Genomic DNA, 24,602 nt, shown 5'->3' with positions numbered 1-24,602 from the left:
TCTTGCTCCGTGCCATCGCAAATGAGGTTTGAGAGCTTGTTTCAACGCATTATACTGGTTCATAGGGGTTTCGAGATTAGTGCTATTTCTCATAAAACCCCACTCCCGCCTACTTTTCAAGCTTTTTGTCCTGTACTTAGGGCGTGGATACACCAGTAGGTACAATCCGATTCTCAATACTAGATCTTATTGGCATTTTTGCTGGACTGGCAGCTTAAATAGTGCGATCGCCGATCTTGTTGTTACCCAACTCCCTCAAAACCAAGATTAAATGCAGTGCGATCGCCGATCTGGTAGGGTGCGTTCCCTAATGCAAGTGCTACTGCTCCAGCGATCGATTTTGGGGAACGCACCATGCCCATTGATTAAAACTGTGGGTTAAAGTGTGGTGTGGGCTAATCTGACTAACAGGCTTTTGGGCGTGATATAAAGATAGTATGGGTGACGGTTTATCTGATGACAGAGAATGGATATGTGGGGGATGTCTTTCAGGCATTGCTTACCCCCGCTAAAGGTTAAAATGATCATGAAGAAATAGAATTACTTTAATGAAACTAGATCGTATTACGAGCCATCCAAACCGTATGAATGGGCAACCCTGCATTCGTAATCTTCGCCTTACGGTTCGTCGAGTGATTGAGCTACTGGCAACTTATCCCGATCGAGCAGAATTACATCAAGAGTTTCCCGAACTGGAGGATGAAGATATTCGACAAGCCCTAATTTTTGCCTCTTCTTACTTGGATGATCGCATCATTGAACTTCCTAATCGCTATGAAGCTGTTGCTTGATCAGGGACTACCGCTTTCTGCGGCAACTTTATTATGTGATGCTGGGATCGACACTATTCATGTTGGTGAAATAGGGATGTCTGAAGCTGAAGACTCAGACATTATCCAAAGGGCTAGAGACGAGGGACGGGTTGTTGCTACTCTCGATGCGGATTTCCATACATTGCTGGCACTTGATGTGGCGAATACTCCTTCAGTCATTCGCATTCGGGTTGAAAGATTACGCGCCCAAGCACTTACGAATCTTTTGTTGACAGTAATCGCTGAGTGCGAGGAGGATTTAGAACAAGGATCAGCCATTACGGTTGAGCCAAGCCGTATTCGTATTCGTCGTTTACCATTAGTGTCTGATGTCTAACGGAAACGTTATACTGAATCGGTTTTTAATAGTATGATTAACCCCCAATCCAACTTGAAAAACCCGCTCCCTTCTCCCCACTCTCCTATAACTTTTAAACAGGATTTAGTATGACTATCTAGGGTTTGCTGAATAAGTACGGGCGAAGCATTCGGATAGAAAATCTACGTTTTCACCGATAGGTTATTGCCCGAATGCTTCGCCCCTACAGGACGCGGGCCGATGAAGACGCAAGGTTTTGAACGACGATTCTCTCAAAATCTTGCACCTGTTTCGCTCGTAAAGCCCCAAAACCCCTACTTTGCCTACATTTCAAATTTATTCAGCAAACCCTATCTAAATTACTGGTTAAGACTGTCTATGAGCAGGGAGCAGGGAGAAAAAACCTGACTACTGACTCCCGATCACCGACAAAACCTATCCCAAAACGATCGAATCGCGCAGGGATTGAATTTCCTCGGTTTGTAAACGCGCCCCAAAAGTAGAAACCACCCGGGCAGCCGCTAGAGAAGCGAGATTTCCCGCCCCTTTGTAACCCATACCGTGGGTAATACCGTAGAGAAACGCACCTGCGTACATATCCCCCGCACCGACGGTATCGATCGCCTGTACGGGATGGGGGTCAATTTCCAGGAGATTTTCGCCATCATAGATCAAAGAACCACTGGCACCCCGGGTGATAGCGAATCCTTTGGCAATGGTTTTAAAATAGGCGATCGCTGACTCGATTTCCTCGCTGCCGGAAATAGTCAAAGCTTCCGACTCATTAGCGAAAACGAAATCTAACCCGGTTCCGATCATTTCCAGTAATCCCTCCCGAAAGAAGATCGCCATATTGGGATCCGACAGGGATAAAGCGGTTTTGACTCCAGCAGCCTGAGCAATTTCTCGCCCTTTAATAGCGGCAGCTTTGGCAGTGGGAGAGGTGACGAGATAACCTTCGAGATAGAGATAATCGGCATTAGCGATCGCTGAAGGGACTAATTCCCGTTCGGAAATTTCCCCGGTGATGCCGAGAAAAGTATTCATGGTGCGATCGGCATCGGGAGTGACGAAAACTAGACATTTTCCCGTGATTCCCACCTCTTTTTCGCCGCCGTGTTCATTGGTATGCAAACCACAGGCCCGCAGATCTTGCAGATAAAACTTACCTAATTCGTCATTGCCCACTTTACAGGAATAGAAACCTCTACCCCCCAACTGAGCGATCGCTACTAGGGTATTCGCCGCCGATCCGCCACCGCTGCGTTTACAATCAAGAGCCAATTTTTCCATCAACTGGGTTTGACGATTTTCGTCCACCAGCGTCATCACTCCTTTATCGATGCCCAATTCTTGCAGTAATTCAGGAGAGACTTGAAATTCCATATCAACGAGCGCGTTACCGATCCCATAAACGTTGTATTGTTTGCCCATAATCTAGTCGATCGCCTAAAAATACTTTGTTATTGATAGTAGGGAAATAAGGGGCAAAAAGCTAGGGGTTTTTTCAGCCGGAGAATATCATAATCAAAAATAATGGGTGTGCTAGTCTCACACCCCCAGTAATTTGTGTTAAGTTTTGTTTAACTAAGCAACCTTAAGCCTCATCGTAGGCTTCTAGATCCAACAGATAAAGATAAGGTTCGGCTAATTCCTGCCTTTGAAAAGCGATCGCTCGCAACAGGTGCCAATCCCGCAAAGCCTCGAAGGGGTTGCTATACTCATCTTTTTCTAGTCGTTCGGCTAAAGAAGCAATATCAGCGGCGGTATATTTGGCAATATCTTGATCAGTGAAGCTTATAACTGTCATCTCTGCACCTCCCTCGACCTTTGTTCTATTTCTAGCTTAACATATATCCTAAGTTGAAAAAATGCCTTCCCCGCCAAGTTAAGAACTGTAAATGAAAGGGTAATTGTGGTAAGATTCCAGCAAAAGAGCTATTTTTAGTTGATCTTCTATGAAAACAGCCCTCATTACTGGCGCTTCCACTGGTATCGGTGTCGTCTTTGCTCGTCAACTTGCCCAACGGCAAATGGAGCTAATTTTAGTCGCTAGATCTAGGGATAAACTAGAACAATTAGCAGCGGAATTAGAGGAACAATACGGGGTAAAAGTGACAGTTATCGTTCAAGATCTGACCGTTGCCGGGGCAGGAAAGCTGGTATATGATACGGTGAACCAAAAAGGAATCAACGTTGATTTACTGGTAAATAATGCTGGTTTTGGTGATTATGGTGCTTTTAGCGAGCAGGATTTAGCCCGACAGTTAGAAATGATCCAGTTAAATAATCTGGTATTGGTGGAATTAAGCCACTATTTTCTCCGTCCGATGCTTGCTGGTGCTGGGGGGGCAATTATCAATGTTGCTTCCATTGCTGGGTTTCAACCGCTCCCCTATCTTTCCGTTTATGCAGCCACAAAAGCTTTTGTCCTCAGCTTTAGCGAGTCTCTCTGGGCAGAAAATAAAGATAAAGGCGTTAAAATCCTTGCTCTTTGCCCCGGTCCGACGGAATCTAATTTTTTTGAGGTGGCCCGATTTCCCAGGGCTTTTATGGGCAAAAACGGCCGGTTAGATTCGGCGGAAGTGGTGGTACAAGAGGCTTTAACTGCCTTGGCAAACAAACGCCCCAACGTGGTAGCCGGTAAATTGGCTAATAAAATTATCGTCAATCTGCCCCGTTTTTTACCTAGAAGTTGGATCGTGTCTTTGATAGAAAAGCAATTCAAGCTATAAGTAGAATAAAGCTAATTAGAGCAATTGCTGATAGGATTTTAAGGGAATACCTGTCCGGTTTCTCACTTCGATGGCCGAACGATAGACACCGTTTTTTTCTCTTTCGGCGACAATTTTATCGGCCAGGGAAAAGTCAAGACCGAGATTGACTAATTCCGCAACGGAGTAGTAGTTTAAACAACGCCAAGAAACGTCAACTTCTTGGCGAATATCGTAGGCAAAGATAATCAAAGGTTCTAATTTTTTGAGATAATTTTCCGGTAAACCAGCTAGGAAGTGTAATTCTTCCAAATGGGTAAAAATATGTCCTTCATTACGGACAGAAACAATATCATTGGCATAGACAATCGGCAACCCTAATTTATAAACCAGATCGTTGGTGGAACAGCTGTTAATATCAATTTTTTCAAGAGGAGAGGATGACTGTCTGGAATCGGTTCTATTTGCCGAAGCTATTGGATGGGAATTAAGCTGTTGACGGATGTATAAACCCAGGCCGATTTGGGCAAACCAAATTACGATAAAAGACTCTTGTGTAAGGAAAATAAAGGAGATAATTGTCAAAGCAATGCCGACGGATAACCAACTTTGGTTATTAGTTTTTTTGCCAGCATTAGCAATGGCAAGTCCCCCGAAAACTGGGACTAAGGATAGCCAGATCCACTCGGAAGATTCGGGAGGGCGAGGAGAGAGATTAGACATATTTTTTTAAAGAGAATCTAAATATTTTCTGCGTTTTTCTTCGTATTCTTCAGCAGTAATAATTCCCTGATCGTAAAGTTTTTTAAGCTGGAGTAAAGTAGCGGTTTTTTGCTGGGCTGATTCTGGCAGTCCTCGCTCTCTACTGCTGGGGAGATAGTTGGGATTGTATTTAGCATCAAAAGCTTGATCTGACATGATGATTAAACCAATAAATTCAAAAAAAGCAATGATGCCGGGGATAAAAGTCCAGAAGAAAAGTAGATAAAAAATACCTGCCAAATTTTCCCCTAGATAAAACTTATGGATGCCAAGATAACCGAGAAAAAAGGCTAGTAAAGCCGCTATAGTTCTATTTCTCATAATTTTTGAGATTTCCCTAATTTAGCCAAAAGAAAGTATAAAACCACGATGCCTGCCTGTAATTCCAAGAGAGTAATATAACCCTTGACTAGATAATTTAATTCTAGGGAGGAATTAAAGGCAAAAACTAGCACACCCAAGACTAAAAAAGGCAGTAAACGCCAGCCAGACTTGGGTATTTTTATTCCCGTACTGTTAACCTGATTCATGGGCTAATTTTCTAGGTTGGTCTTTTTCGGTGATAGGGGCAAAATCGGGCTTTGTCAAGGGGTGGTTTGATTAACTTTTAGCATCTCAACGAGGATATTATGGGCATCCTTGGCTGATTCTAGGGTGCGCTCAAACGGTATTCTAATTGTTTGACTCTCCCCTAATTTTTCTACGGCTAAATCCATGCCTTGGGGATCGATGGAGAGCATTTGAGCAGTTTCTGCATCGGTAATATTACCGTAAACTTGAGCGTAGAAAAGCACGGCCTCACCGTGATCTTTGTTCATGTGTTTACAGATGCGCTCGCTAATGGCGGGAGTGATAGTTTCAGACATAATATTCCAGAAAAAATCGATAATATCGTTAAAATTGCTAGTTTTTTGGGATAATTAGGGTGGGTACTGGCAAAAGCCAGTTCTAAATCGAGGCAAATGGGGGACGGAGGGCAATAATTTGATTGCTGGTCAATGATGCTTCTCAGGCTGTCTCTAACGAGTTTACAACAGGTAGCAGACGGATGAACAGGGGCGCGATATCTTGGAGGGTTTCTAAACTATCTAGCTCAAGACCGATTTTTTGATAGGGCGCAGATAGGGGATATTAGTTAGGGTAGCGTAATTAATCGCTAATTGGCAGATAATTTGGGCGTGGGCATGGGAGGCATCAATAATAAGTTTAATGTTATTTTCTTGACAAAAAGCTTTAATTGTGTATTTATCTAAATTGTTCCAATTCAGGTCAATCGAAGTAGTGGTCTGTCAAAGCCATAATCACGGATAATGGGAGAGATAAATTCAGCCTAATTTGTCCAATGATGCTGGCTAAGAATGAACGCACCTCTGGGCAAAAATTGAGCCAAAAAGAGAGTTAGTAACTTATTCATGTCCTTAAAAGGAGGCAGCTTGCAGTGACTGAGCAACGTACCAGTATTGATTAGCCCAACACAGGAAATACTTGGTAGATGAACGTTATCCAGATGCGGTGAGTATTGGGATTTTTAGTTCCTCAGCTTTAACTTAATCTAATAAACTATTGGTTTGACTAAAGATGAGATTAAGTAAATCTTCAGCAGTATTGCGTTAACAGGAGTTCCCCCTAGCCTAATTAGTCCTCGATCGCTTAAAATAATCAAAATTAACTTATTTGTTTACTCATGTCTCCCCTCGACAACATCGCTAAACTGTCTCACCTCACCCGCACAGATATTCAGAAAAATTGGTTTATCGCTACAGCAGCGGGAAAACCAATTCAACCCGTCACCCTCAATGAAAAACAATACATTATTTGGCCGGCTGGCAGACAAATTCAATATCTAACTCAAAAAATTATTGTCCCCGAACATTTAGCCGGTTATCCTTTAGCGGGAATGGAACTGAGATTAATCTTAACTTGGTGGGCGGAAGATGTCAAAATTTATGTTAATAATCAATTTATCCAAGCAGGAGACCTCTTTGATTCTTCCACCCGCATTTTACTTTCCAACTCGGTCTCTACCGATCAAGAAATTCTTGTTACTCTCCGTTTAGTCAGTCCCAATCATGATATTGGTGGTTTGATGAAATCAGAGTTAATCTATGAATATAGCCAAGCTATCGATCCTTGTTTTGTTGCTGATGAATTAACCATTCTCCATAATTATCTACAAACTTTTTATCCTGAACACTTAGCGGCTTTTACCGCTACTCTCGATAATATTGACTGGGATAATGTCACCAACAAAGATAAATTTAATCGCTCCCTAGAATCAATTCGTCAATCCCTGCAAACCCTCGCTCAACCTCTCAAAGAACGCAGTTTTCATCTTCTCGGCCACGCACATTTGGATATGGCTTGGTTGTGGCCGTTGGCAGAAACTTGGCAAGTGGCAAAAAACACTTTTATCTCGGTTTTAAACCTGCAAAAAGATTTTCCTGCCCTCATATTTGGTCATTCTAGCCCCCTAATTTACGATTGGATAGAAAAACATCATCCTGACCTGTTTCAAGCGATGCTAGAGGCATATAAAGGGCAATCTTGGGAACTTTTGGGCGGGATGTGGGTAGAACCAGAAGTCAATTTAATCTCTGGGGAATCTCTATTTCGACAACTACTTTATGGACAAAAATATTTTCAAGAAAAATTTGGACAAATCACTAAAACTGCTTGGCTGCCGGATACCTTTGGTTTTCCCTACCAATTGCCGCAAATTCTTAAATCCTTTGGCATCAAATATTTTATAACCGGGAAACTGCATTGGAATGATACGACTAAATTTCCCCACGGTTTTTTCTGGTGGCAATCTCCCGATGGCAGTAAAATTCTTTCCCTCATGTCTCCTCCCAATGTTGCCGGAGTTATGGATACTAACCCAATTATTATGACCGATCATGCTCTCAATTGGGAACAGCAAACCGGCTTAAAAGATATTTTTTGGCTGCCCGGTGTTGGTGACCATGGCGGCGGTCCGACTCGTGATATGTTAGAGGTGGCCCAACGTTGGCAAAAATCTCCTTTTTTCCCCCAGCTAAAATTTAGCCAAGCAACAACTTATCTGGACAGTCTGGAGACAAGTAATCTTCCTATCTGGGATGATGAATTATATCTAGAATTCCATCGCGGTTGTTATACTACCCACGCCGACCAAAAGGCCTATAATCGTTACTGTGAAATCCTCTTGTATCAAGGGGAATTATGGTCTTCTCTGGCTAATATTTTACTAGAGATTCCCTATCCGAAAGTCGAGATAGAATCCCCATGGAAAAAGGTTTTATTAAATCAGTTTCACGATATACTTCCCGGTACTTCTATCCCCGAAGTGTTTAGGGATGCCAATCAGTTATGGCAGCAAGTTATCAGCACAGGTGAAGCAATTTTAGATCAAGCTTTACAGGCAATTGCCACTCAAATTAATTTACCTAATCCCCCCCATCCCCAAGCAAAACCTTTTCTAGTTTTTAATTCTCTTAACTGGGAAATATCCCAAGTTATCTCTTTAGCTGTAGAATCTGTCAATTGTTCGGTTTATGACTGGAATAATTGTCTCTGTCCTTCGCAATTATCCCACGACAATCAGCTATTATTTCTCGCTAAAAATATTCCTTCTGTGGGTTATAAGTTATTTTGGTTAGTTGCCAATCAGCAAGCAGCCGAGCAAAATTTAACCAACTGCCAATTTATTTTAGACAATGGACTGCTTAAAGTTACCATTAACTCAGAAACGGGAGATATAGATAGTATATTTGATATAATTAATCAAAAAGAAATCCTGCAAGCTGCTGGTAATCAATTACAGGCATTTAAAGATCAAGGACAATATTGGGACGCTTGGAATATCGATCCGAATTATCAACAATATCCCTTACCCAAAACAGTATTAAAATCGATCGAATGCTTAGAATGTGGTGCCTTGCGCTGGCAGATTCGCGTGATCAGAAGTTTAGGTGATTCGCAATTTTGTCAAGATTATATCTTAGAAAAAGATTCTCCTATTCTCCAGATTAAAACTATTGTTAATTGGCAACAGGAACATACTTTAGTAAAAACCGCTTTTCCTCTCACCCTCAACAGCGATTTTACCACCTATGAAATTGCCTGTGGTGCGATCGAGCGTGATCACGAACCAGAATCGCCAAAATGGGAAGTTTACGCCCATAAATGGGCGGATTTAACCGATACAGAGGCAAACTATGGGGTGAGTCTTTTAAATAATAATAAATATGGCTATGATGCTACTAACCAGCAACTGCGATTAACTCTGCTGAGAAGTCCCCGATGGCCCGATTCCGAGGCGGATCTGGGTAAACAAGAATTTACCTATGCAATATATCCCCACCAAGGTAACTGGAAAACGGCGAAAACTGTCCATCACGCTTGGCAGTTAAACTTACCTGTCACCGTTATTTTTATTACTAATTCTTCTCAATCAAACCGGCTGCCACCGGTGGCACAATGGTTAAAATTCTCGGCCGATAACTTAATTTTAATGAGTTTCAAACCAACTGAAACAGCCTCTCGGGGTTGGGTAATGCGCGTTTATGAATGTCAGGGAGAAAACGCTGTTATTGATTGGCAAAATCAATTACAATTAACAATAAAAGAATCGATCGATGGTTTAGAAAGAGCGATCGATCCTATGGAGCAAATTTCTCCTTGGCAGATAGCCACATGGTTATTAAAGAATTAATCTTCGTGATCTTCAAAAGGATCGCTTAATTCTGCTGCCGGCGGTCCAAAAGCGGTATAAAGAGCTAAAGCGGTAATTCCTACCAAAGCGGCAGCGATCGAAATCCCCAAAATTGTTGCAGTTTCCATAGAATAAAATTTGCTTAGATACAGTCTGTATCTTATCTTAACAAAGTATAACCAATCTCGCAGCCGATAGCGATCGCTAATCTGGCCGGTTGCATTGCTGTTATCTCATGCCCGATAATGCTGAAAGGATCGACTAAATAGCGATCGAACTAAACTAGAAGAATTATTATGAAGAAACTCCTACAGGGACTAGAAAAGTTCCAGAGTGGTTATTTTGATGAACATCGGCAATTATTTGAGCAACTCTCCCACGGACAAAAACCGAGAATCCTGTTTATCACCTGTTCCGATTCCAGGATCGATCCTAACCTAATTACCCAAGCGGAGGTGGGGGAATTATTCGTAATTCGTAATGCGGGAAATATAATTCCTCCCTACGGAGCAACCAATGGTGGTGAAGGTGCATCTATAGAATATGCTATCAACGCTCTCGGCATCGAGCAAGTGATTATCTGCGGTCATTCCCATTGTGGAGCGATGAAAGGTTTGTTAAAATTGCAGAGTCTGGCCGATGAAATGCCTTTAGTTTACGATTGGTTAAAGCAAGCAGAAGCTACTCGACGTTTAGTTAAGGATAATTACAAAGAACTAGAAGGAGAAGAACTGATCGAGGTGACAGTAGCAGAAAATGTTCTCAATCAGTTAAGTAATTTGCAAAGCTATCCAATTATTCGTTCCCGATTACATCAGGGTAAATTGTCCCTACACGGTTGGATTTTTCGGATTGAAACCGGCGAAATTCTAGCCTATGATCCCATCCTACACGATTTTGTCGCTCCCCATAGTAAAATTACCCATCCCGAACCAGAAGACAATTTACCCCCTAGTCGTCACCTTCCCAATAGTCATCCCTTCAAGATTTCTGAGGATTATATCAGGACTAATGCGGACTTAAAAAAAGCGACTCCTGCGGTTAATACTGTGGCGAAAAAGAATGGCTCCTCAACCCAAAAACCGGGCTATACTTATTTAGAACCCTCCCAAGCTGATCGCATTTATCGTGGTTCGGGAAGTTAATTAGAAATTACAGAAATTCTCTAGAGATGTGCTTATTACCGTCTCTAGAGTGGCACTGAAACAACAATTATCGGCGGCAATCTTAACCAGTAATTTAGATAGGCAAGCAGCTGAGGGAACCACCTCTTACAATCATGCTCCAATAGAGACAACTGAATACCGGCGACTGACTCCCCAAAACCACAACTTTGTCACTCATTATTAGGATAACTGCTATACTCCTCTATGGCTTCCCCAAAAGATTTTATTAGTCCCGTCAATTCCGGGCAAGAGTTAGTCTATCCTTTTCGGAACTATCTTAACTATCTTCACGAAAAATACTCCGATTTACAGACGGGGAATATCGCCGATTATATTCCGGAATTAGCCCTAGCAGCTCCAGAATGGTTTGGTATTTCTGTAATTAGCACTGACGGTCAGATTTTTGAGGTGGGCGACTGTCAGCAAACCTTTACAGTACAATCGATTTCTAAAGCTTTTGTCTTTGGATTAGCCCTAGAAGATCACGGAAGGGAATACGTTAATAGTAAAGTCGGTGTTGAACCCACGGGGGAAGCTTTCAACTCGATTATTCTCGATGAAAAAACCAATCGTCCCTATAATCCTATGGTTAATGCTGGTGCGATCGCTACCACGGATTTAATCACCGGACAGAATGCCACGGAAAGGCTAAAACGTATTTTAGAAATGTTTAAACGCTATACGGGTAGGGATCACGAGATTAATGTCCCCGTTTTTCTCTCGGAAAAATCCACCGGCAATCGCAATCGGGCCATGGCTTATCTGATGCTAAATTTTGGCATGGTTAGCGATAAAATTGAAGAAACCCTCGACCTTTACTGTCAACAATGCGCCATCCTCGTCCATGCTCACGATTTAGCCCTGATGGCGGCTACCTTGGCTAATGGGGGTGTCAACCCAATCACAGGAATACGGGCGATCGATGAACACTACGTTCAAGATGTGATCAGTGTTATGCTTACCTGTGGAATGTACGACGCTTCGGGAGAATGGGCCTATCGGGTAGGATTACCGGCAAAAAGCGGTGTCGGGGGCGGAATTACGGCAGTAGTTCCCCATCAGTTGGGAATTGGGACTTTTTCGCCCCTTTTAGATGAAAAAGGCAACAGCATCAGAGGAGTGAAAATTTGTCAAGATATTTCAGAGGATTTTGGTTTACATTTATTTAATGTGGCCAAACCAGAACGAGATTTGAAAACGTGGCTTGAAGGCAATAGTTGATACCACCCCCTACTTCCCTCTCCCCACTCCCCCATTTCCCCATTTCCCCACACCCTACACCCCACACCCCACACCCTGCCCCCAGGAAAAACTTTTTGCCGCAAACCCTACTTAGCTGTCCCCGACAAGAGCGCCTGCCGGCCCTGGAAAATTAATTTGGCCAGAGGTCTGTGGAAAAAAATGTCATAAACCTCTTGACAAAAGCAGCGGATTGTGTGTATTATTACTATTGTGTGAGGAGTATAAGTTCAGCATAAGAGGAACCTTTGGGGTCGAAACACGGCAAGACTCCCAGAGGTTCTTCTTTTTCACTCCCTTATTGGCTCAAAGTCAGCAATAAAATCGGGTTTTGCCCGATCGCTAGTTTTTCTCAATTTATCCCTTCTAGGTCTGTTGCTGCTTACCAAGAGCAACAGTCCAAAATTTTGCCGAAGAAACTGCACAAGAGAAGTGTAATTGCTCGTAAAATTGGGAATTAAGTACAAGGGCAATCCTATGGCAGATAAAAATAACGGTAACGGTGGCTTATTCCTCGTCGGGGTTTTAGTGGGCAGTGCGATCGGGGCAGTGGCGGGTTTATTAGTAGCGCCCAGATCTGGAAAAGAAACCCGTCGAATTCTGCAAAAATCCGCGCGGGCTTTGCCTGAATTAGCCGAAGATCTGACCACGACGATGCAATTGCAGGCTGATCGCCTATCGGAATCGGCCCGGCGTAATTGGGATGATACTTTAATCAGATTAAAAGAGGCGGTGACAGCCGGAATCGAAGCTAGTCAAAGTCTAGCCACGGACAATCCTTTCCCCGACTCGGAAGAATCCCCCCAAGGCGATAATCATCACTCGAATGACCATTAAATGACCGAACCTATTTTCTGGCTAGGATGTTCTTTACTGCTAGTCGCCGTTAGTTTAACGGCGGTTTTCATCGCTGCTTTACCTGCCCTGCAAGAGTTAGCCCGGGCAGCCCGCAGTGCCGAAAAATTATTCGATACCCTCCATCGGGAATTTCCCCCGACTCTAGAAGCAATTCGCCTGACAGGGGCAGAAATCAGCGAATTAACCGAAAATATCGATGAAGGGGTCAAAAGTACCCGCCAAGTTTTCCAAGGAGTCGATCGCAGTCTCGGTAGTGCTAAAGCTGGTCTCAGCAAGCTCGATCGTGGCAGCCGTCGCCTCTTGATCGGTTTTAAAGTCGCTTGGAATACTTGGAAACGCAGTTAAGCAGATGGGGAAGTGGGGTGTAGGGTGTGGGGTGTAGGGTGTGGGGTGTGGGGTGTGGGGTGTAGGGTGTAGGGTGTAGGGAAGGAAACCTCTTTCATCTCTGGTGGTGAAAATTTTTTCATCGGGACTGACTCCTGAATACAGACTCCTATCTCCTGACTCCTGATAACTGAGTGACTAAAGTTGAGAATTCCCTTAAGATAAAGTAAATAAGTGTAAAGAAACTGAAAGTTAGCCTACACCCTTGCTGAAAAAATTCTCATTGTCTAGAAGTGCTATGCTCAATCGTTTTTGCCGAGGAATCTCGATCGCTCTTGTAATTGGTGTCATTAGCTGTCTGGGTTGGATTATCTGCCCGGATCAAGCTCTAGCGGTGAATAATCCCGAATTACTGCCCAATCAAGCCACTCCGATCGTTGATTTAGCCAATTATCTACCCGCAAAACAGGAAGAAGCATTAATCCGAGATATCGAGACATTTCAAGGGGAAACCGGCTGGAAAATGCGAGTTTTAACCCAATATGACCGCAGCCCCGGCCGGGCCGTGATTAATTTCTGGGGATTGGATGATAAAAGTATTCTCCTAGTGGCCGATGGTCGCGGCGGTAATCTACTATCTTTTAGTATTGGTGATGCCGTCTATGAATTTTTACCCCGCACTTTTTGGATCGAGTTACAGGCCCGTTTCGGTAATATGTATTTTGTCCGGGAAAATGGCGAAAATAACGCGATCGTACAATCCTTAGACACGGTAAAAGGCTGTTTAGTTAAAGGTGGTTGTGCGGTGGTCCCCGGTTTACCGAGGGAACAGTGGATTTTAACTTTAATTACCTCAATTGTCGGCGGTTTAGTCTTCGGTTTTGCCGGTATTCCTCGCAAAGAAGGACAGGTTTTCGCTTGGCAATGGGTTTTAATTGTCTCTCCCCTCTGGTTTATCCTCTTTGTTGCTTTTGGCATCGGACCGGTGGTTACTCGCACCAGTGAATTACTGCCCCTTTTCCGCAATTTAATTGGTTTTACCCTTGGAATTTTAGTCGCCTATCTTTCCCCTCGTTTTAATTCCCTCAACGCCTCAAAAACCTAAAAATTAGGGGCTTGTCAGTGATCAGTAATCAGTAATCAGTGAAAAGAAAGTAGCGAAGTTTTTACCTATAACTGATACCAAATCCAGTTATTAAGTTGTTGGTTATAATTAAATTAAAAATGAATTTTAGGTTCGATCCCCCCTTAATCCCCCCTTGATAAGGGGGGCATCTGATAATTTTTAACGCCTACCTACTTAGAAACTGATTATTTATTCCCCTTTGCCTCTTGCCTTTTGCCTTTTGCCTTTTGCCTCTCCTCATAACTCGCCTCTACTCAACGGATTTAGTATGATAGCTGACGGCGGCCCCTCATGGTTCGATCGATCTAGCTCTGTTACAATTAGAAAAATTGTGGAGTGAGTGAGATAACGTTTATGTGGGTCAATACTCAAAGTGAGATTATTAGTAAGGTTTTGCCGCCAGCAGTACGTCTGTTCTTAAGAACGCAAGTAGAACAGATAGAAGATTTAGAAATGCAGCTGCAAGGTCATGATCGGCAAATTTTGCGCGGTTATATCCCCGGGGTATTTTTAGCCGTAGGAAAAGCGATTTATCAAGGTTTACATCTAGGTAAAGCGCAATTAAGAGGGGAAAATATTCGTCTTAATATCGGGCAGGTTTTGCGAGGGAAACCTCTAAAAATTTTGGAACCTATTCGGGTTAGCGGTGAGGTGGAAATTAACGAGCAGGATTTAAATAATTCGATCACCTCGACTATTTTAGTTAATGCTTTGGCGGATTTACTAATTTTTTCCCTAGAAAATAACGGAATTGTTAATGCCAGAGAAATTATCTCACCAGAGCATTTTAACTGGAAAAGTGTTCTCCTAAATCAGGGTTATTTCTCTCTTCTCGGCTATAGAGAAACAGGTGCAGAAGTAATTTTTACTGCCGATATTACCTTAAAAGATGCTCGCACTTTAGGGATTAGTCCCCGACAATGGCAAGGTTTAGCCCCAGATTTATCTATTGATTTGCAACCCTTTACCGTCGATTTAGGCAAAGATGTGGAGATTAAATCTTTTATTCTCGACGATCAAACTCTTTTCTGTCAGGGAAGTTTTTTGATTTTACCTTAAAAATAAACGCAATGATTCCGGTGGGTTAACTTAGTTTAACCCCCCTAATTAGGGCTTGCTGAATAAATCTAAAAACCTTGTTAGATTAAGGCTTTTTCAGGGGGAAAATTCACACCCCACACCCTACACCCCACACCCCACACCCTGCCCCCACCAACAAACTTTTTCAGCAGACCCTAATTATTACCCCGGATTCTGTGCAATTAAAATAACTGTTTGCATTAGTCCAACTAGAAGACCGAGAATACCACCGAGATTAACAATTCCCTGTAATTCCTGTTTAACAATGCCTTGGATGGCATTTTCCAGATCGGCGGGGGAAGTGGCATTTACCCGATCGCGGATCACCTGATCGATGTTGAGAATCGGGATAATTTGGGCGACTAATTTCTCTAAATCTTCCTCTAGATAACGCTCTAAAATTAACGCTAACTCTTGACTAATTACCCCTAATGATGTAGTCATTGACCCCGAAGATTGCAGACGATTAATAATTAAATTAGCGATTTGATCCCAGTCGATCGTTTGTCCAAAATCTTGCAGAAATTGTTCGCCACTTTCTTGAATATAAATTCGCACCGTATCCCTGGTGGTTTTACGCAATTGTCTGACGGTGGAGATAGGTAAATTTTGTAAAGAGATACTTTGTAACCAGTTTTTCAGACGATTACGCATCTCTAAAGATAGTAATAATTCTTTGATTCTGGTATTAGCTAAATCCTTTTCATCAAGGCAAAAAGTGCGTAAGCGAGCAAGGGCATTGCGTAAACCGAATAAATTGGCTACTACCCAATAGGTTCCACTGGTTTTTTCCCGAAATCCTTCATCGATAACTTGAATATTGCGATCGGTTAAAAAATCGATTAAAGCTAGACGGATAACATCAGCAGGTAAGACGGTTTCTAATAGCCAATCGGAGAATTGTCGCGCCTGTTGTTCACTGAGAGAAAATTCTAAAACTAGGCGATCAAAAATTTGATTGATCTGTTTTTCTAAAAAGTCCTGCCGTCGGGCTAAAACTTTTAGTAATCTCGCTAAAGATTCCCCGAATAAATCGTGAAGAATCGCCGCCAAAATCTCGGCGGTTTTTGCTTGCCGATCGCCTTTTATCTGTTTTAAAGCTAATTGTAACAGCCAGAGGATCGCCCCCTGTACCCTTTCGGTGTCGAGGAGTCGTTTAGCCAGTTTTTGTAATTCCTCGGGAGTTAACAGGGAACCCATGATCGTATCCGATACCCGGACAGCTAATCGATCTTGATTGCGAGGAATTAGCCCCGGGGTGAAGGGAAGAGGACGCTTACCGATATAAATCGCCTTGTAGGGACGAAATAGCATTTTTATGGCTACATCGTTCGTAAAATAGCCAATAATTGCCCCCGCGATCGGCGGTAATATCCATGTCCAAAGAGTAGGGAGATTCAATTTAGCAGCAAAAAATAAACGGAAATGTGAGTGAGTTATTTCTTTAAGACTAACACTCCCATCAGTCCTGCTAGGAGTGGATAGTGAACAGCGCCGGAAAATCCCGACTGATAGCCTAATTTTACCTGTTCTGGGCCCCGGGGAAAGCGATCGATACTGGGACTAATATAAGCGTACTGGTCAGTTAAACCGTAGCGCTCGGCAGCGGGAACGACGATATGATCGAGATACCAGTTTTGGAATAATTTGGCGATGGTTTCGGTGGGTTGATGGAAGTCAAGAATCGCCGCTTTAGCACCCGGTTTCAGGACTCGGTATAATTCCCCCAGACATTGGGCAATATCGACCACATTGCGTAATCCATAGCCGATAGTGGCACAATCAAAGCTAGAATCGGCAAAGGGTAAATTGAGGGCATCCCCCTCCATCCAGTTAATATTAGTGGCGCTAAAACGTTGACGGGCGATTTTTAATTGTTGTGGGGAAAAATCTAGTCCGATCACCTGGCCGGTTTTGCCCACTTGTTTTGATAATAGGTTAGTCAGGTCGCCGCTGCCACAACAGATATCAAGGGCAAAATCGCCTTTTTCGGGTTGACACCATTTGACTGTCATTAATTTCCAGACGCGGTGTAATCCTAAACTTAATTCTTGATTAAGTCGGTCATATTCAGGAGCGATCCGATCGAAAATTGCTTGTATTTCTGTGGAGTTAGGTGAGGATTGATTGGACATTTTTATAATAAACCTCTTGCATAATTAACTTTTGAGGGTTCAAAAACGTCAAAAATAAGGATTAAATGGCATAAAATCTGGAAATAGACCATTTAATTGATTATTATTCATTCTTAATTCTCCTGACTTGAAAGAGGGTGTAGGGTGTGGGGTGTGGGGTGTAGGGACGGAAACCTCTTTCATCTGTGGGGGTGAAAATTTTTTTATCGGGACTGACTACTGACTACTGGCTACCGACTCCTAACCCTAACAACAATTTTTGATTTTTACAAGAGGTCTAATATAGCACCAGAGAAAATCCCAGATGATGTTATATCATTCTATCTTATCTCCGCCCACGGGGATAAGCTGTTGACTATCTCAATTACTCGTTAAGACTGCACCGGAGAAGGGAGTGCCGGAGAGGGAGTTCGAGCATTTGTCCTCAATTTTCCCAGACGCAGTTTAAATGCGGTACAGCTTAAGCTCCCAGGGCGAACGCACAGGTTTCTTAAGATGAAATTGCGTGAAGAGGATCAAAGAAATCCCATCACCGCAACTTTTCCAATCTAAGCCCGTGATGAGGATTGAACTCATGACCTCACCCTTACCAAGGGTGTGCTCTACCACTGAGCTACACGGGCATTGATCGTGGTGGGCCGGGCCGGATTCGAACCAGCGTAGGCGTAGCCAACGGATTTACAGTCCGCCCCCATTAACCACTCGGGCACCGACCCATTAATTCCACGATTATCAATCATAGCACCCTTAGCTAAAACACACAAGTGTTTAGGGAAAAAATTTTTGAGCCATAAAATAACTCCCGTTAAGTGCCATGGCACTTAACGGGAGTTTTCTAACCATCTTGAGAGAGATTAGTACAAAGCTTCTTCTTGGTGGGTGACGATCACACAGTTATCGGTGGGATAGGAGACACAGGTGAGGATGAAACCAGCTTCCATTTGATCGTCACTGAGGAAGGATTGATCGGATTGATCGACACGACCAGATAGAAGTTTACCGGCACAGTTGGAGCAAGCTCCCGCACGGCAGGAATAAGGTAAGTCCAGTCCTGCTTCTTCAGCCATATCGAGAATGTACTCATCATCGGGAACATCAATTGTATGCTCGCCATCGGGTGTTTTCAGGGTGACTTTATAAGTTGTCATCAGTTGTTCCTCTTAATTAAATGCTAGTGAAAGCGCCAGTCTCTACAATTGCCTCTCGCTCGTCGTCAGATTGAACGATGGGAGCGAGTTTCATTTTTGATACTACGGGAAAATCTCCCTGACTCACCCTTGCATTAGTAATGACAGTCTTAAATAAACTTAAAATAAAATTTACTTATATATCTACCCCAGAATTCCTGACAATCTTTGCTTGATCTTTAGATAATTTCATCGCTCTACAGTCTAGCTAAACTAAGCACTACTAAGCATTTGGAGCCATAATGTTAATTGTTTTTTTAGCCTTAAGCCGATTTTTGCTAAATATTAACTTAACTTATGGTTAAGATAGATGTCGATGAATTGTCTTTAACCCAGCCAAGAAATTGCTTTTAACGAAAAGAATCCTCTCAGTTGTTAAAGTTACCCACTTTCTGGACTCCTATTTATTTCTGCGCTACTGCTGGTGACACATTGACACATCTACGGAAACTATGAAAAAATCTATTGACAATCAAACCAATAAATGATAGAGGGAGATAAATCCCCTGTTGCCAGGGGTAGCATCCGTTAAAACGGATAGCCAACCCTCGCTCAAGATTTTATGGTTTTTGGATTGTCAGTTTTCCAGGATCTGGTTCACTGATTACCGGTCACTAATTACTTATTAGGTTGGGGAGTCATGCGTAGATAGGGTTTGATTTCTTCAACTCCTTTGGGGAATTTGCTACGAGCTTCTTCAGTGGGAATAGAGGGAACCACCACACAATCGCCGCCGTCGGTCCAGTTAGCCGGGGTAGCCACCTGATAGTTATCGGTGAGCTGCAGGGAGTCAATTACCCGCAGGATCTCATTAAAATTGCGTCCCGTGCTGGCAGGATAGGTAATAGTCAAACGTAATTTTTTGTTGGGATCGATAATAAACACCGAACGTACCGTCAGATTATTGAGGGAATTGGGGTGAATCATGCCGTAGAGATCCGACACTTTGCGATCGCCATCGGCGATAATCGGATAGTTAACGGTAGTGTTTTGAGTTTCGTTGATGTCATTAATCCAACCCCGATGGGATTCGGCACTATCCACACTCAAAGCGATCACTTTCACATTACGTCGCTCAAATTCTGACTTGAGACTAGCCACCGTACCCAATTCCGTGGTACAAACGGGGGTATAATCAGCCGGGTGCGAGAACAGCACTACCCAGCTATCTCCTACCCACTGGTGAAAAGAAATCGGACCGTCACTAGAATCTTGTGTAAAATCTGGAACGATATCACCCAATTGGAGAGCCATAATTGTGTCTTCCTTATTATATATTTCAAGACAAGCAACAGTTTATGATGCCATAGGAGTGCTGTTCGTCATTGATAATTTTAGGGATTTATAATAATTGGGTTAGGGGATAGGGAAATGAGGAAATGGGGGAAGTGGCGAGATAGGGAAATAGGGAAATTCAACTGTAGCAGCCGACGGATGGCAGCAGGAAAATCCTTGCCAGAACCTGATTTTAGCGATTTAGATTGTCCTAACCAACTTGTTCTTTGTTAAAAAACCCCAAAACCGCAAAACCCTAAAACCCCTAAAACCCTAAAACCCCATCCCCCAACCCTCAAAACCCTTCCCCTAGGGCGGCAAACTAGGTTAAGATCTGGTCTAATGGCATGATATAACTTTTTTAACTAGCTATCAGCGTTCAGCTAATAGGTCAGCTGCGGTGGTAAGTCCCAATTCCCCACCCTATGCCTAGTCGGAAAGCTGAAGGCTGACGGCTTCATTTCTTGTCCTGATCGTTAATTTGCCTTGGTTTTAGGAGACCACAACTGCAATGAAGAATCTTGTTCGTCTGCTGGCGGTAATTGCCTTGATTATCGGGAGTTTTTGGGGCAAAGTTCCTGCTCAAGCTCTCAATCTCACCTCGATCGCCCTTCCCTCTCTTCCTGTGGCGGTCTTAAATGCGGCTGATGCTAAACTAACTACAGAATTTGGGGCGAAAATCGACCTCAATAACAGTGATATTCGCGATTTCCGGGACTTGAGAGGGTTCTATCCCAATTTAGCTGGTAAAATCATCAAAAACGCCCCCTACCAAGAAGTGGAAGATGTCCTCAATATACCCGGACTCTCGGCCACTCAAAAAGAGCGTTTACAGGCTAATCTGGAGAAATTCACCGTTACTGAGCCTTCTAAAGAATTTATCGAGGGTGATGACCGTTTTAACCCCGGAGTTTACTAAATCCAGTTAATTACGGTTTAAAAAAAATTTCTAGGTGAGCGATCGCTCACCTTTTTCAGTGATCAGTGATCAGTGATCAGTTATTCAGTCAAGCTCTGGCATAATTAATTTTTCAGGGTTTAAAAACGGCAAAAATAGGGATTAAATTGCATAAAATCGGTAAATAGATTATTTAATTGATTATTATTCATTTTTAATTCTACTGACTCGGAGAATACTGACTCCTAAATCTAACAACAATTTTTGATTTTTATAAGAGGTCTAGGGATCAGATTGGAGTTTTCAGTCAAAAGTTGACGACTGGCGACCATATACTGCGCCAACGAAAGACTGGGGATTTTGGCCAGAGCTATAGAGAAATGAAATGCTAGAATAAATAGAATTTATCAATTAACTCCTACATGGTCGTTTCCTCGCAACTGCCGAGTTATCAAGATGTTTTAGTGGTCGGCTCGGGAGCGGCGGGATTGTATGCCGCGCTGTGTTTACCCCCTAACTTAAAGGTGGGTTTAATTACCAAAGAAGATTTAAAAACCGGGGCTAGTGATTGGGCGCAGGGGGGAATTGCGGCGGCCACGTCCCCGGCAGATTCCCCCGTTTTCCATTTAGAAGATACCCTGAAGGCCGGAGCGGGCTTATGTGATCGCTATGCCGTGCAGTTTTTAGTTGAGAAGGCCCCCCAAGCGATCTCTGATTTGCTGCGGTTAGGAGTTAGTTTTGATCGCTCTGGAGACGACTTAGCCCGCACTCTTGAGGCTGCCCATTCCCAGGCTAGGGTGCTACACGCAGCCGATCGCACCGGGAGAGCGATCATCAGTACCCTGATGGAAAAAGTGACCGAGCGCTCCAACATTACCATTATTCCCCAAGCGATTGCCCTGAAACTCTGGCTTGACCCGGAAGGGCAACGCTGTCAAGGTATTTGTTTACTCCATCAAGATCATCTCTGTTGGCTGCGAGCGCAAGCAGTCATTCTGGCTACGGGAGGCGGCGGTCAAGTCTACGCCCAAACTACTAATCCCGCCGTCAGCACCGGGGATGGAGTCGCCCTGGCTTGGCGTGCTGGGGCAGTGATTCGCGACCCGGAATTTTTTCAGTTTCACCCCACCGCTTTGACTGTGTCGGGGGCACCGCGGTTTTTAATTAGTGAAGCGGTGCGTGGCGAAGGGGCGCATTTAATTGATGCCCAGGGGCGGCGTTTTGCCTTCGATTACCATGCTGCTGGAGAATTGGCTCCCCGGGATGTGGTGAGTCGGGCGATTTTTAGCCATTTGCACAAAACCTCCGACGATCCCGCCCATGCCAAAGTATATCTAGATCTAAGACCAATCGAACCGGATCGTCTGCGTTATCGTTTCCCCAATATTATCCGCATCTGTTAAAAATGGGGCATTAATGTGTTTGAGGATGTGATTCCCGTCGCCCCCGCCGCTCACTATTGGATGGGAGGAGTAGCCACAGATTTAAACGCCCGCACTTCTCTACCCGGTTTGTATGCGATCGGCGAATCAGCTAGTACAGGTGTCCACGGTGCCAATCGTTTAGCCAGTAATTCTCTCTTGGAATGTATTGTCTTTGCGGCAAATTTAGCTGAAATAGGTCTAGAGCCAGAAAACTTTCGTGGGGAAAGACCAGAAAAACCCTTAGAAATTGGGGAAAACTGGCAGGAAGAACAGGAAGACTGGCAAAAAGTACGGAGAGAATTACCGATTTTAATGTGGGAAAATGCGGGAATTTGCCGATGTCAAAATGAGTTAGAAACTGCTATCCTACGGGTGCAACAGTGGAAACAACAGTTACATTCCTTAAAGATGGGCCAATTTCTCCAGAATCTTCTTCCCGACAAAGGACAATTATTTTTGTGTCCCTCGGTGCGGTTAGAAATAAGAATAGCGATCGAGACATTAAATCTTTTAGACATCGCCGACTTAATTCTGGAAAGTGCCTTATTACGAGCAGAAAGCCGAGGCGGTCACTATCGGGGCGATTATCCAGAAACCGTAGCTAATTGGCAATTCCACAGGACTATTCAAGGTCGAACGTGGCGCAGAACTCCTGTGCAAGCTTAATTAAGCCAGTTTTTCAGAGATAATCCCTACTAAGTGCTAAACAGTAGACCCTATCCTCGATACTAGGCTCCCTACTACCCGTCCCACGCTCAAGAGGGTCTTTTCCCAATCATCATGGTCTATGACCTATCTCTGGTGTTCACTGCTTCTCATCCAAGGCTTTTAGGCTATTATACTTTTACCCCCCCCCCAAACGGTTACATTAATTAATTTAATTCTATGATCAAACCCAATTTTCTATTTTTGTTAGCTATCAGTGTGAGCAGTTGGGGCTATCATTTCCAGGCTTTACCCACGGCTAACGCTCAAACTCCGCCCAAGTTAGAGCAAACCCAGACTGTCGATAATTACTATCAGTTGATGCAAGCTGGTTACGAAGCCGCAGCCCAAGGAAAATACCAACTAGCCTTGGAAAAATTTGAACAAGCGCTGGCACAACGCCCGAGCGATACCGCAGCTGAAAATGCGATCACTGATATGGAGAAGTTTTTAGATAAAACCTCCACGGGCAAGGATGCCGAAGCTGCCTCCAAAAAGGAACCTTCTACTTCTATTCCCCTTATTCCTGGAGTGGTCTCCCTGGAAATCTTGGTTGAGCCAGAAAAAATGACATATTTCGCTGGCTCGGCCCTGTTATCAATCTCTTTATTGGGGGCTTTACTATCGCTTCTCCTTCAATACCGTCGTCCCAAAAGCAAAGCCTCAAAACGTCGCCAAAAGACAACTTACATCAATCCCAAAAACCCACTCTACAACTTTTTTGGGCGCAATGGTAATTCCTTCGATGCGAACACCAAGACCAGCAGTGACATTAATGGCAATGGGGAATACGATTTCAATACTTCTTTGCCCGTACAAGCTACCTCCCAGATCCCGAACGTAGACTTAATCCTGCGTTTAATTGAAAATCTTCGCGATAACGATCCCCGTAACCGGAGACGGGCGGTTTGGAAGCTGGCACAGATGTCCGATTCTAGGGCAATGCAGCCTTTAGTCGATAGTATGGTGGATGGGGATTCCGTCGAACGCAGCTTAACCCTAGAAGCCCTCTCTCAAATCTGTACCCGCTCCCTGCGACCGATGAACCAAGCTTTGGCTATCTCTCTCCAAGATAAAAATCCGCAGGTGCGGAAAAATGCCATTCGCGATTTAACCAGACTCTACGAGATCATGACTCAGATCAGTCAATTAATTTGTCTTGCCCTCGATGATTCCGATGAGGAAGTGCAAGAAACAGCACGCTGGGCAATTAAACAGTTAAATCTGCAATTACCGCCCCGTTTAGAGATGGCTCCCCTGGAAACCACTGGTGAACCAGAAGATGATGATGACGTACAGGATACTTCCTTCACTGAAACCACACCCACTGAGGTGCAAAATTGAGTCGAAAACTGTTATTTCTCTCCACCCCCGTGGGATTTTTGGGTTCGGGGGGCGGCGGTGGCGTAGAATTAACTCTTTATAATCTCGCTCGCACTCTGACTAAGCAAGGGTATGCGGTGCGGGTAGTGGCTCCAGAAGCCTCGCGATTGCAGGATATACCCTTGATCACTATAGCGGGAAATGCCCAGATTTCCGCTCAAAGTCAAGACCGGGAAGCCCCGATTTTAATGCCCGAAAATGCCGTTTTGGCCAATATGTGGCACTACGCCCAACAGGTACAAAATGAGTACGATTTAATTGTTAATTTTGCCTACGATTGGCTCCCTTTTTATCTCACTCCTTTTTTTGCCACTCCCGTCGCCCATTTAGTCAGCATGGCTTCCGTTTCTTTGGCGATGGATCCTCAAGGGGTGACAGAAAGGTTAAAGAGCTTGCTTGATAAGGCTCATAGCCGTTAACCCTTTGGAGAAATAAGGGTTTTTCTGGGGTTTGAGGCGTATCAAAGAAAGGGCAAGTTCCGAAAAAATATCCATCGACTCAA

At 43.7% G+C, this 24,602-nt stretch carries 26 protein-coding genes, 2 tRNA genes and 2 pseudogenes; 15 read left to right on the top strand and 15 right to left on the bottom strand.

From position 1 onward, the window contains the following. Positions 1 to 548 precede the first annotated feature (548 nt). Both O9334_RS22580 and O9334_RS22575 read left to right on the top strand, forming a co-directional pair. Entirely contained in the window at positions 549 to 791 is a 243-nt protein-coding gene (locus O9334_RS22580) for a DUF433 domain-containing protein (RefSeq protein ID WP_002790012.1), read from the top strand. Further along, positions 775 to 1,149: a DUF5615 family PIN-like protein gene (locus O9334_RS22575; RefSeq protein ID WP_072927996.1), complete on the top strand. Its 375-nt coding sequence runs from the start codon at positions 775 to 777 to the stop codon at positions 1,147 to 1,149. Before O9334_RS22580 ends, O9334_RS22575 begins: the two co-directional genes overlap by 17 nt. A gap of 417 nt (positions 1,150 to 1,566) precedes the next feature. On the opposite strand, the gene O9334_RS22570 is transcribed toward O9334_RS22575, so the two are convergent. Then, the gene (locus O9334_RS22570; RefSeq protein WP_103113235.1) at positions 1,567 to 2,565 is read right to left on the bottom strand and encodes an adenosine kinase; all 999 of its coding nucleotides are present in this window, start codon (positions 2,563 to 2,565) and stop codon (positions 1,567 to 1,569) included. Between the two features lie 163 nt (positions 2,566 to 2,728). After that, the gene (gene isiD, locus O9334_RS22565; protein WP_002732311.1) at positions 2,729 to 2,941 is read right to left on the bottom strand and encodes a protein IsiD; all 213 of its coding nucleotides are present in this window, start codon (positions 2,939 to 2,941) and stop codon (positions 2,729 to 2,731) included. Positions 2,942 to 3,089: 148 nt separating this feature from the next. Between isiD and O9334_RS22560 the strand changes: the two genes are divergently transcribed. Then, a complete protein-coding gene (locus O9334_RS22560; RefSeq protein WP_288002690.1) occupies positions 3,090 to 3,866 on the top strand; it encodes an SDR family NAD(P)-dependent oxidoreductase in 777 nt (258 codons plus the stop codon). A 15-nt stretch (positions 3,867 to 3,881) separates the two neighbouring features. Here O9334_RS22560 and O9334_RS22555 read toward each other — a convergent pair whose 3' ends face one another. The 5 genes from O9334_RS22555 to O9334_RS22535 all read right to left on the bottom strand — a co-directional run bounded on the left by O9334_RS22555 (position 3,882) and on the right by O9334_RS22535 (position 5,875). Next, positions 3,882 to 4,568: a helix-hairpin-helix domain-containing protein gene (locus O9334_RS22555; protein WP_045357334.1), complete on the bottom strand. Its 687-nt coding sequence runs from the start codon at positions 4,566 to 4,568 to the stop codon at positions 3,882 to 3,884. Positions 4,569 to 4,574: 6 nt separating this feature from the next. Beyond that, positions 4,575 to 4,928: an NINE protein gene (locus tag O9334_RS22550; RefSeq protein WP_045357333.1), complete on the bottom strand. Its 354-nt coding sequence runs from the start codon at positions 4,926 to 4,928 to the stop codon at positions 4,575 to 4,577. Next, positions 4,925 to 5,137, bottom strand: a complete 213-nt coding sequence (locus O9334_RS22545) for a hypothetical protein (RefSeq protein WP_004268453.1) — start codon at positions 5,135 to 5,137, stop codon at positions 4,925 to 4,927. Before O9334_RS22545 ends, O9334_RS22550 begins: the two co-directional genes overlap by 4 nt. Positions 5,138 to 5,191: 54 nt before the next feature. Continuing rightward, positions 5,192 to 5,473, bottom strand: coding sequence for a DUF2470 domain-containing protein (locus O9334_RS22540; protein WP_190380962.1), 282 nt, complete (start codon positions 5,471 to 5,473; stop codon positions 5,192 to 5,194). Between the two features lie 222 nt (positions 5,474 to 5,695). Continuing rightward, entirely contained in the window at positions 5,696 to 5,875 is a 180-nt protein-coding gene (locus O9334_RS22535; protein WP_072024773.1) for a precorrin-6A/cobalt-precorrin-6A reductase, read from the bottom strand. A 416-nt stretch (positions 5,876 to 6,291) separates the two neighbouring features. Here O9334_RS22535 and O9334_RS22530 point away from each other — a divergent pair, with 416 nt between their 5' ends. Beyond that, a complete protein-coding gene (locus tag O9334_RS22530) occupies positions 6,292 to 9,300 on the top strand; it encodes an alpha-mannosidase (protein ID WP_288002685.1) in 3,009 nt (1,002 codons plus the stop codon). On the opposite strand, the gene psbN is transcribed toward O9334_RS22530, so the two are convergent. Then, the gene (psbN, locus tag O9334_RS22525; protein WP_002761150.1) at positions 9,297 to 9,428 is read right to left on the bottom strand and encodes a photosystem II reaction center protein PsbN; all 132 of its coding nucleotides are present in this window, start codon (positions 9,426 to 9,428) and stop codon (positions 9,297 to 9,299) included. The two genes, O9334_RS22530 and psbN, sit on opposite strands and share 4 nt — an antisense overlap. Positions 9,429 to 9,596: 168 nt before the next feature. Between psbN and O9334_RS22520 the strand changes: the two genes are divergently transcribed. The 5 genes from O9334_RS22520 (at position 9,597) to O9334_RS22500 (ending at position 12,908) form a co-directional block, all read left to right on the top strand. Continuing rightward, positions 9,597 to 10,445, top strand: coding sequence for a carbonic anhydrase (locus tag O9334_RS22520; RefSeq protein WP_045357330.1), 849 nt, complete (start codon positions 9,597 to 9,599; stop codon positions 10,443 to 10,445). Positions 10,446 to 10,473: 28 nt separating this feature from the next. Then, on the top strand, positions 10,474 to 10,650 hold the full coding sequence (locus O9334_RS22515; protein WP_193745594.1) for a hypothetical protein: 177 nt from the start codon (positions 10,474 to 10,476) through the stop codon (positions 10,648 to 10,650). Positions 10,651 to 10,670: 20 nt separating this feature from the next. Continuing rightward, positions 10,671 to 11,687 (top strand): glutaminase A, encoded by a 1,017-nt coding sequence (gene glsA, locus O9334_RS22510; protein ID WP_045357329.1) that lies wholly within the window; start codon positions 10,671 to 10,673, stop codon positions 11,685 to 11,687. A 495-nt stretch (positions 11,688 to 12,182) separates the two neighbouring features. Further along, the gene (locus O9334_RS22505; protein WP_045357328.1) at positions 12,183 to 12,542 is read left to right on the top strand and encodes a YtxH domain-containing protein; all 360 of its coding nucleotides are present in this window, start codon (positions 12,183 to 12,185) and stop codon (positions 12,540 to 12,542) included. After that, positions 12,543 to 12,908, top strand: coding sequence for a DUF948 domain-containing protein (locus O9334_RS22500; RefSeq protein ID WP_288002681.1), 366 nt, complete (start codon positions 12,543 to 12,545; stop codon positions 12,906 to 12,908). On the opposite strand, the gene O9334_RS22495 is transcribed toward O9334_RS22500, so the two are convergent. Further along, entirely contained in the window at positions 12,905 to 13,030 is a 126-nt protein-coding gene (locus O9334_RS22495) for a hypothetical protein (RefSeq protein ID WP_288002678.1), read from the bottom strand. The two genes, O9334_RS22500 and O9334_RS22495, sit on opposite strands and share 4 nt — an antisense overlap. A gap of 155 nt (positions 13,031 to 13,185) precedes the next feature. Between O9334_RS22495 and O9334_RS22490 the strand changes: the two genes are divergently transcribed. Together O9334_RS22490 and O9334_RS22485 are read left to right on the top strand one after the other, a co-directional pair. Further along, the gene (locus O9334_RS22490) at positions 13,186 to 13,992 is read left to right on the top strand and encodes a TPM domain-containing protein (protein ID WP_045357308.1); all 807 of its coding nucleotides are present in this window, start codon (positions 13,186 to 13,188) and stop codon (positions 13,990 to 13,992) included. Positions 13,993 to 14,367: 375 nt separating this feature from the next. Continuing rightward, positions 14,368 to 15,072, top strand: a complete 705-nt coding sequence (locus O9334_RS22485; RefSeq protein ID WP_288002676.1) for an LmeA family phospholipid-binding protein — start codon at positions 14,368 to 14,370, stop codon at positions 15,070 to 15,072. A gap of 183 nt (positions 15,073 to 15,255) precedes the next feature. Here O9334_RS22485 and O9334_RS22480 read toward each other — a convergent pair whose 3' ends face one another. The 6 genes from O9334_RS22480 to O9334_RS22455 form a co-directional block, all read right to left on the bottom strand. Beyond that, complete coding sequence (locus tag O9334_RS22480; protein ID WP_036395313.1) at positions 15,256 to 16,494, bottom strand: DUF445 domain-containing protein; 1,239 nt, start codon at positions 16,492 to 16,494, stop codon at positions 15,256 to 15,258. A gap of 35 nt (positions 16,495 to 16,529) precedes the next feature. Further along, complete coding sequence (ubiE, locus tag O9334_RS22475; RefSeq protein ID WP_190381192.1) at positions 16,530 to 17,228, bottom strand: bifunctional demethylmenaquinone methyltransferase/2-methoxy-6-polyprenyl-1,4-benzoquinol methylase UbiE; 699 nt, start codon at positions 17,226 to 17,228, stop codon at positions 16,530 to 16,532. Positions 17,229 to 17,779: 551 nt separating this feature from the next. Next, positions 17,780 to 17,851, bottom strand: a tRNA-Thr gene (locus tag O9334_RS22470). Positions 17,852 to 17,859: 8 nt separating this feature from the next. Then, a tRNA-Tyr gene (locus O9334_RS22465) sits at positions 17,860 to 17,944 on the bottom strand. A gap of 138 nt (positions 17,945 to 18,082) precedes the next feature. Then, positions 18,083 to 18,376, bottom strand: a complete 294-nt coding sequence (locus O9334_RS22460; protein ID WP_288002672.1) for a ferredoxin — start codon at positions 18,374 to 18,376, stop codon at positions 18,083 to 18,085. Positions 18,377 to 19,033: 657 nt separating this feature from the next. Next, the gene (locus tag O9334_RS22455; RefSeq protein WP_288002650.1) at positions 19,034 to 19,669 is read right to left on the bottom strand and encodes a peroxiredoxin; all 636 of its coding nucleotides are present in this window, start codon (positions 19,667 to 19,669) and stop codon (positions 19,034 to 19,036) included. Positions 19,670 to 20,201: 532 nt separating this feature from the next. Here O9334_RS22455 and psbU point away from each other — a divergent pair. The 4 genes and pseudogenes from psbU to O9334_RS22435 all read left to right on the top strand — a co-directional run. Continuing rightward, positions 20,202 to 20,609 (top strand): photosystem II complex extrinsic protein PsbU, encoded by a 408-nt coding sequence (gene psbU, locus O9334_RS22450; RefSeq protein WP_002761160.1) that lies wholly within the window; start codon positions 20,202 to 20,204, stop codon positions 20,607 to 20,609. Between the two features lie 401 nt (positions 20,610 to 21,010). Next, positions 21,011 to 22,678 (top strand): annotated as a pseudogene (gene nadB, locus O9334_RS22445) (L-aspartate oxidase). A gap of 219 nt (positions 22,679 to 22,897) precedes the next feature. Further along, the gene (locus O9334_RS22440; protein WP_045357298.1) at positions 22,898 to 24,061 is read left to right on the top strand and encodes a HEAT repeat domain-containing protein; all 1,164 of its coding nucleotides are present in this window, start codon (positions 22,898 to 22,900) and stop codon (positions 24,059 to 24,061) included. Continuing rightward, a pseudogene (locus tag O9334_RS22435) lies at positions 24,058 to 24,462 on the top strand (glycosyltransferase); the annotation flags it as partial. The gene O9334_RS22440 and the pseudogene O9334_RS22435, both read left to right, overlap by 4 nt. Positions 24,463 to 24,602 lie beyond the last annotated feature (140 nt).

Origin of the sequence: Microcystis sp. LE19-8.1F (genome assembly GCF_027531715.1) — a bacterium.
Taxonomy (GTDB): Bacteria; Cyanobacteriota; Cyanobacteriia; order Cyanobacteriales; family Microcystaceae; genus Microcystis; species Microcystis wesenbergii_A.
Note: the sequence above shows the minus strand (reverse complement) of the source record. Positions and strands in the feature narration are given on the sequence as shown.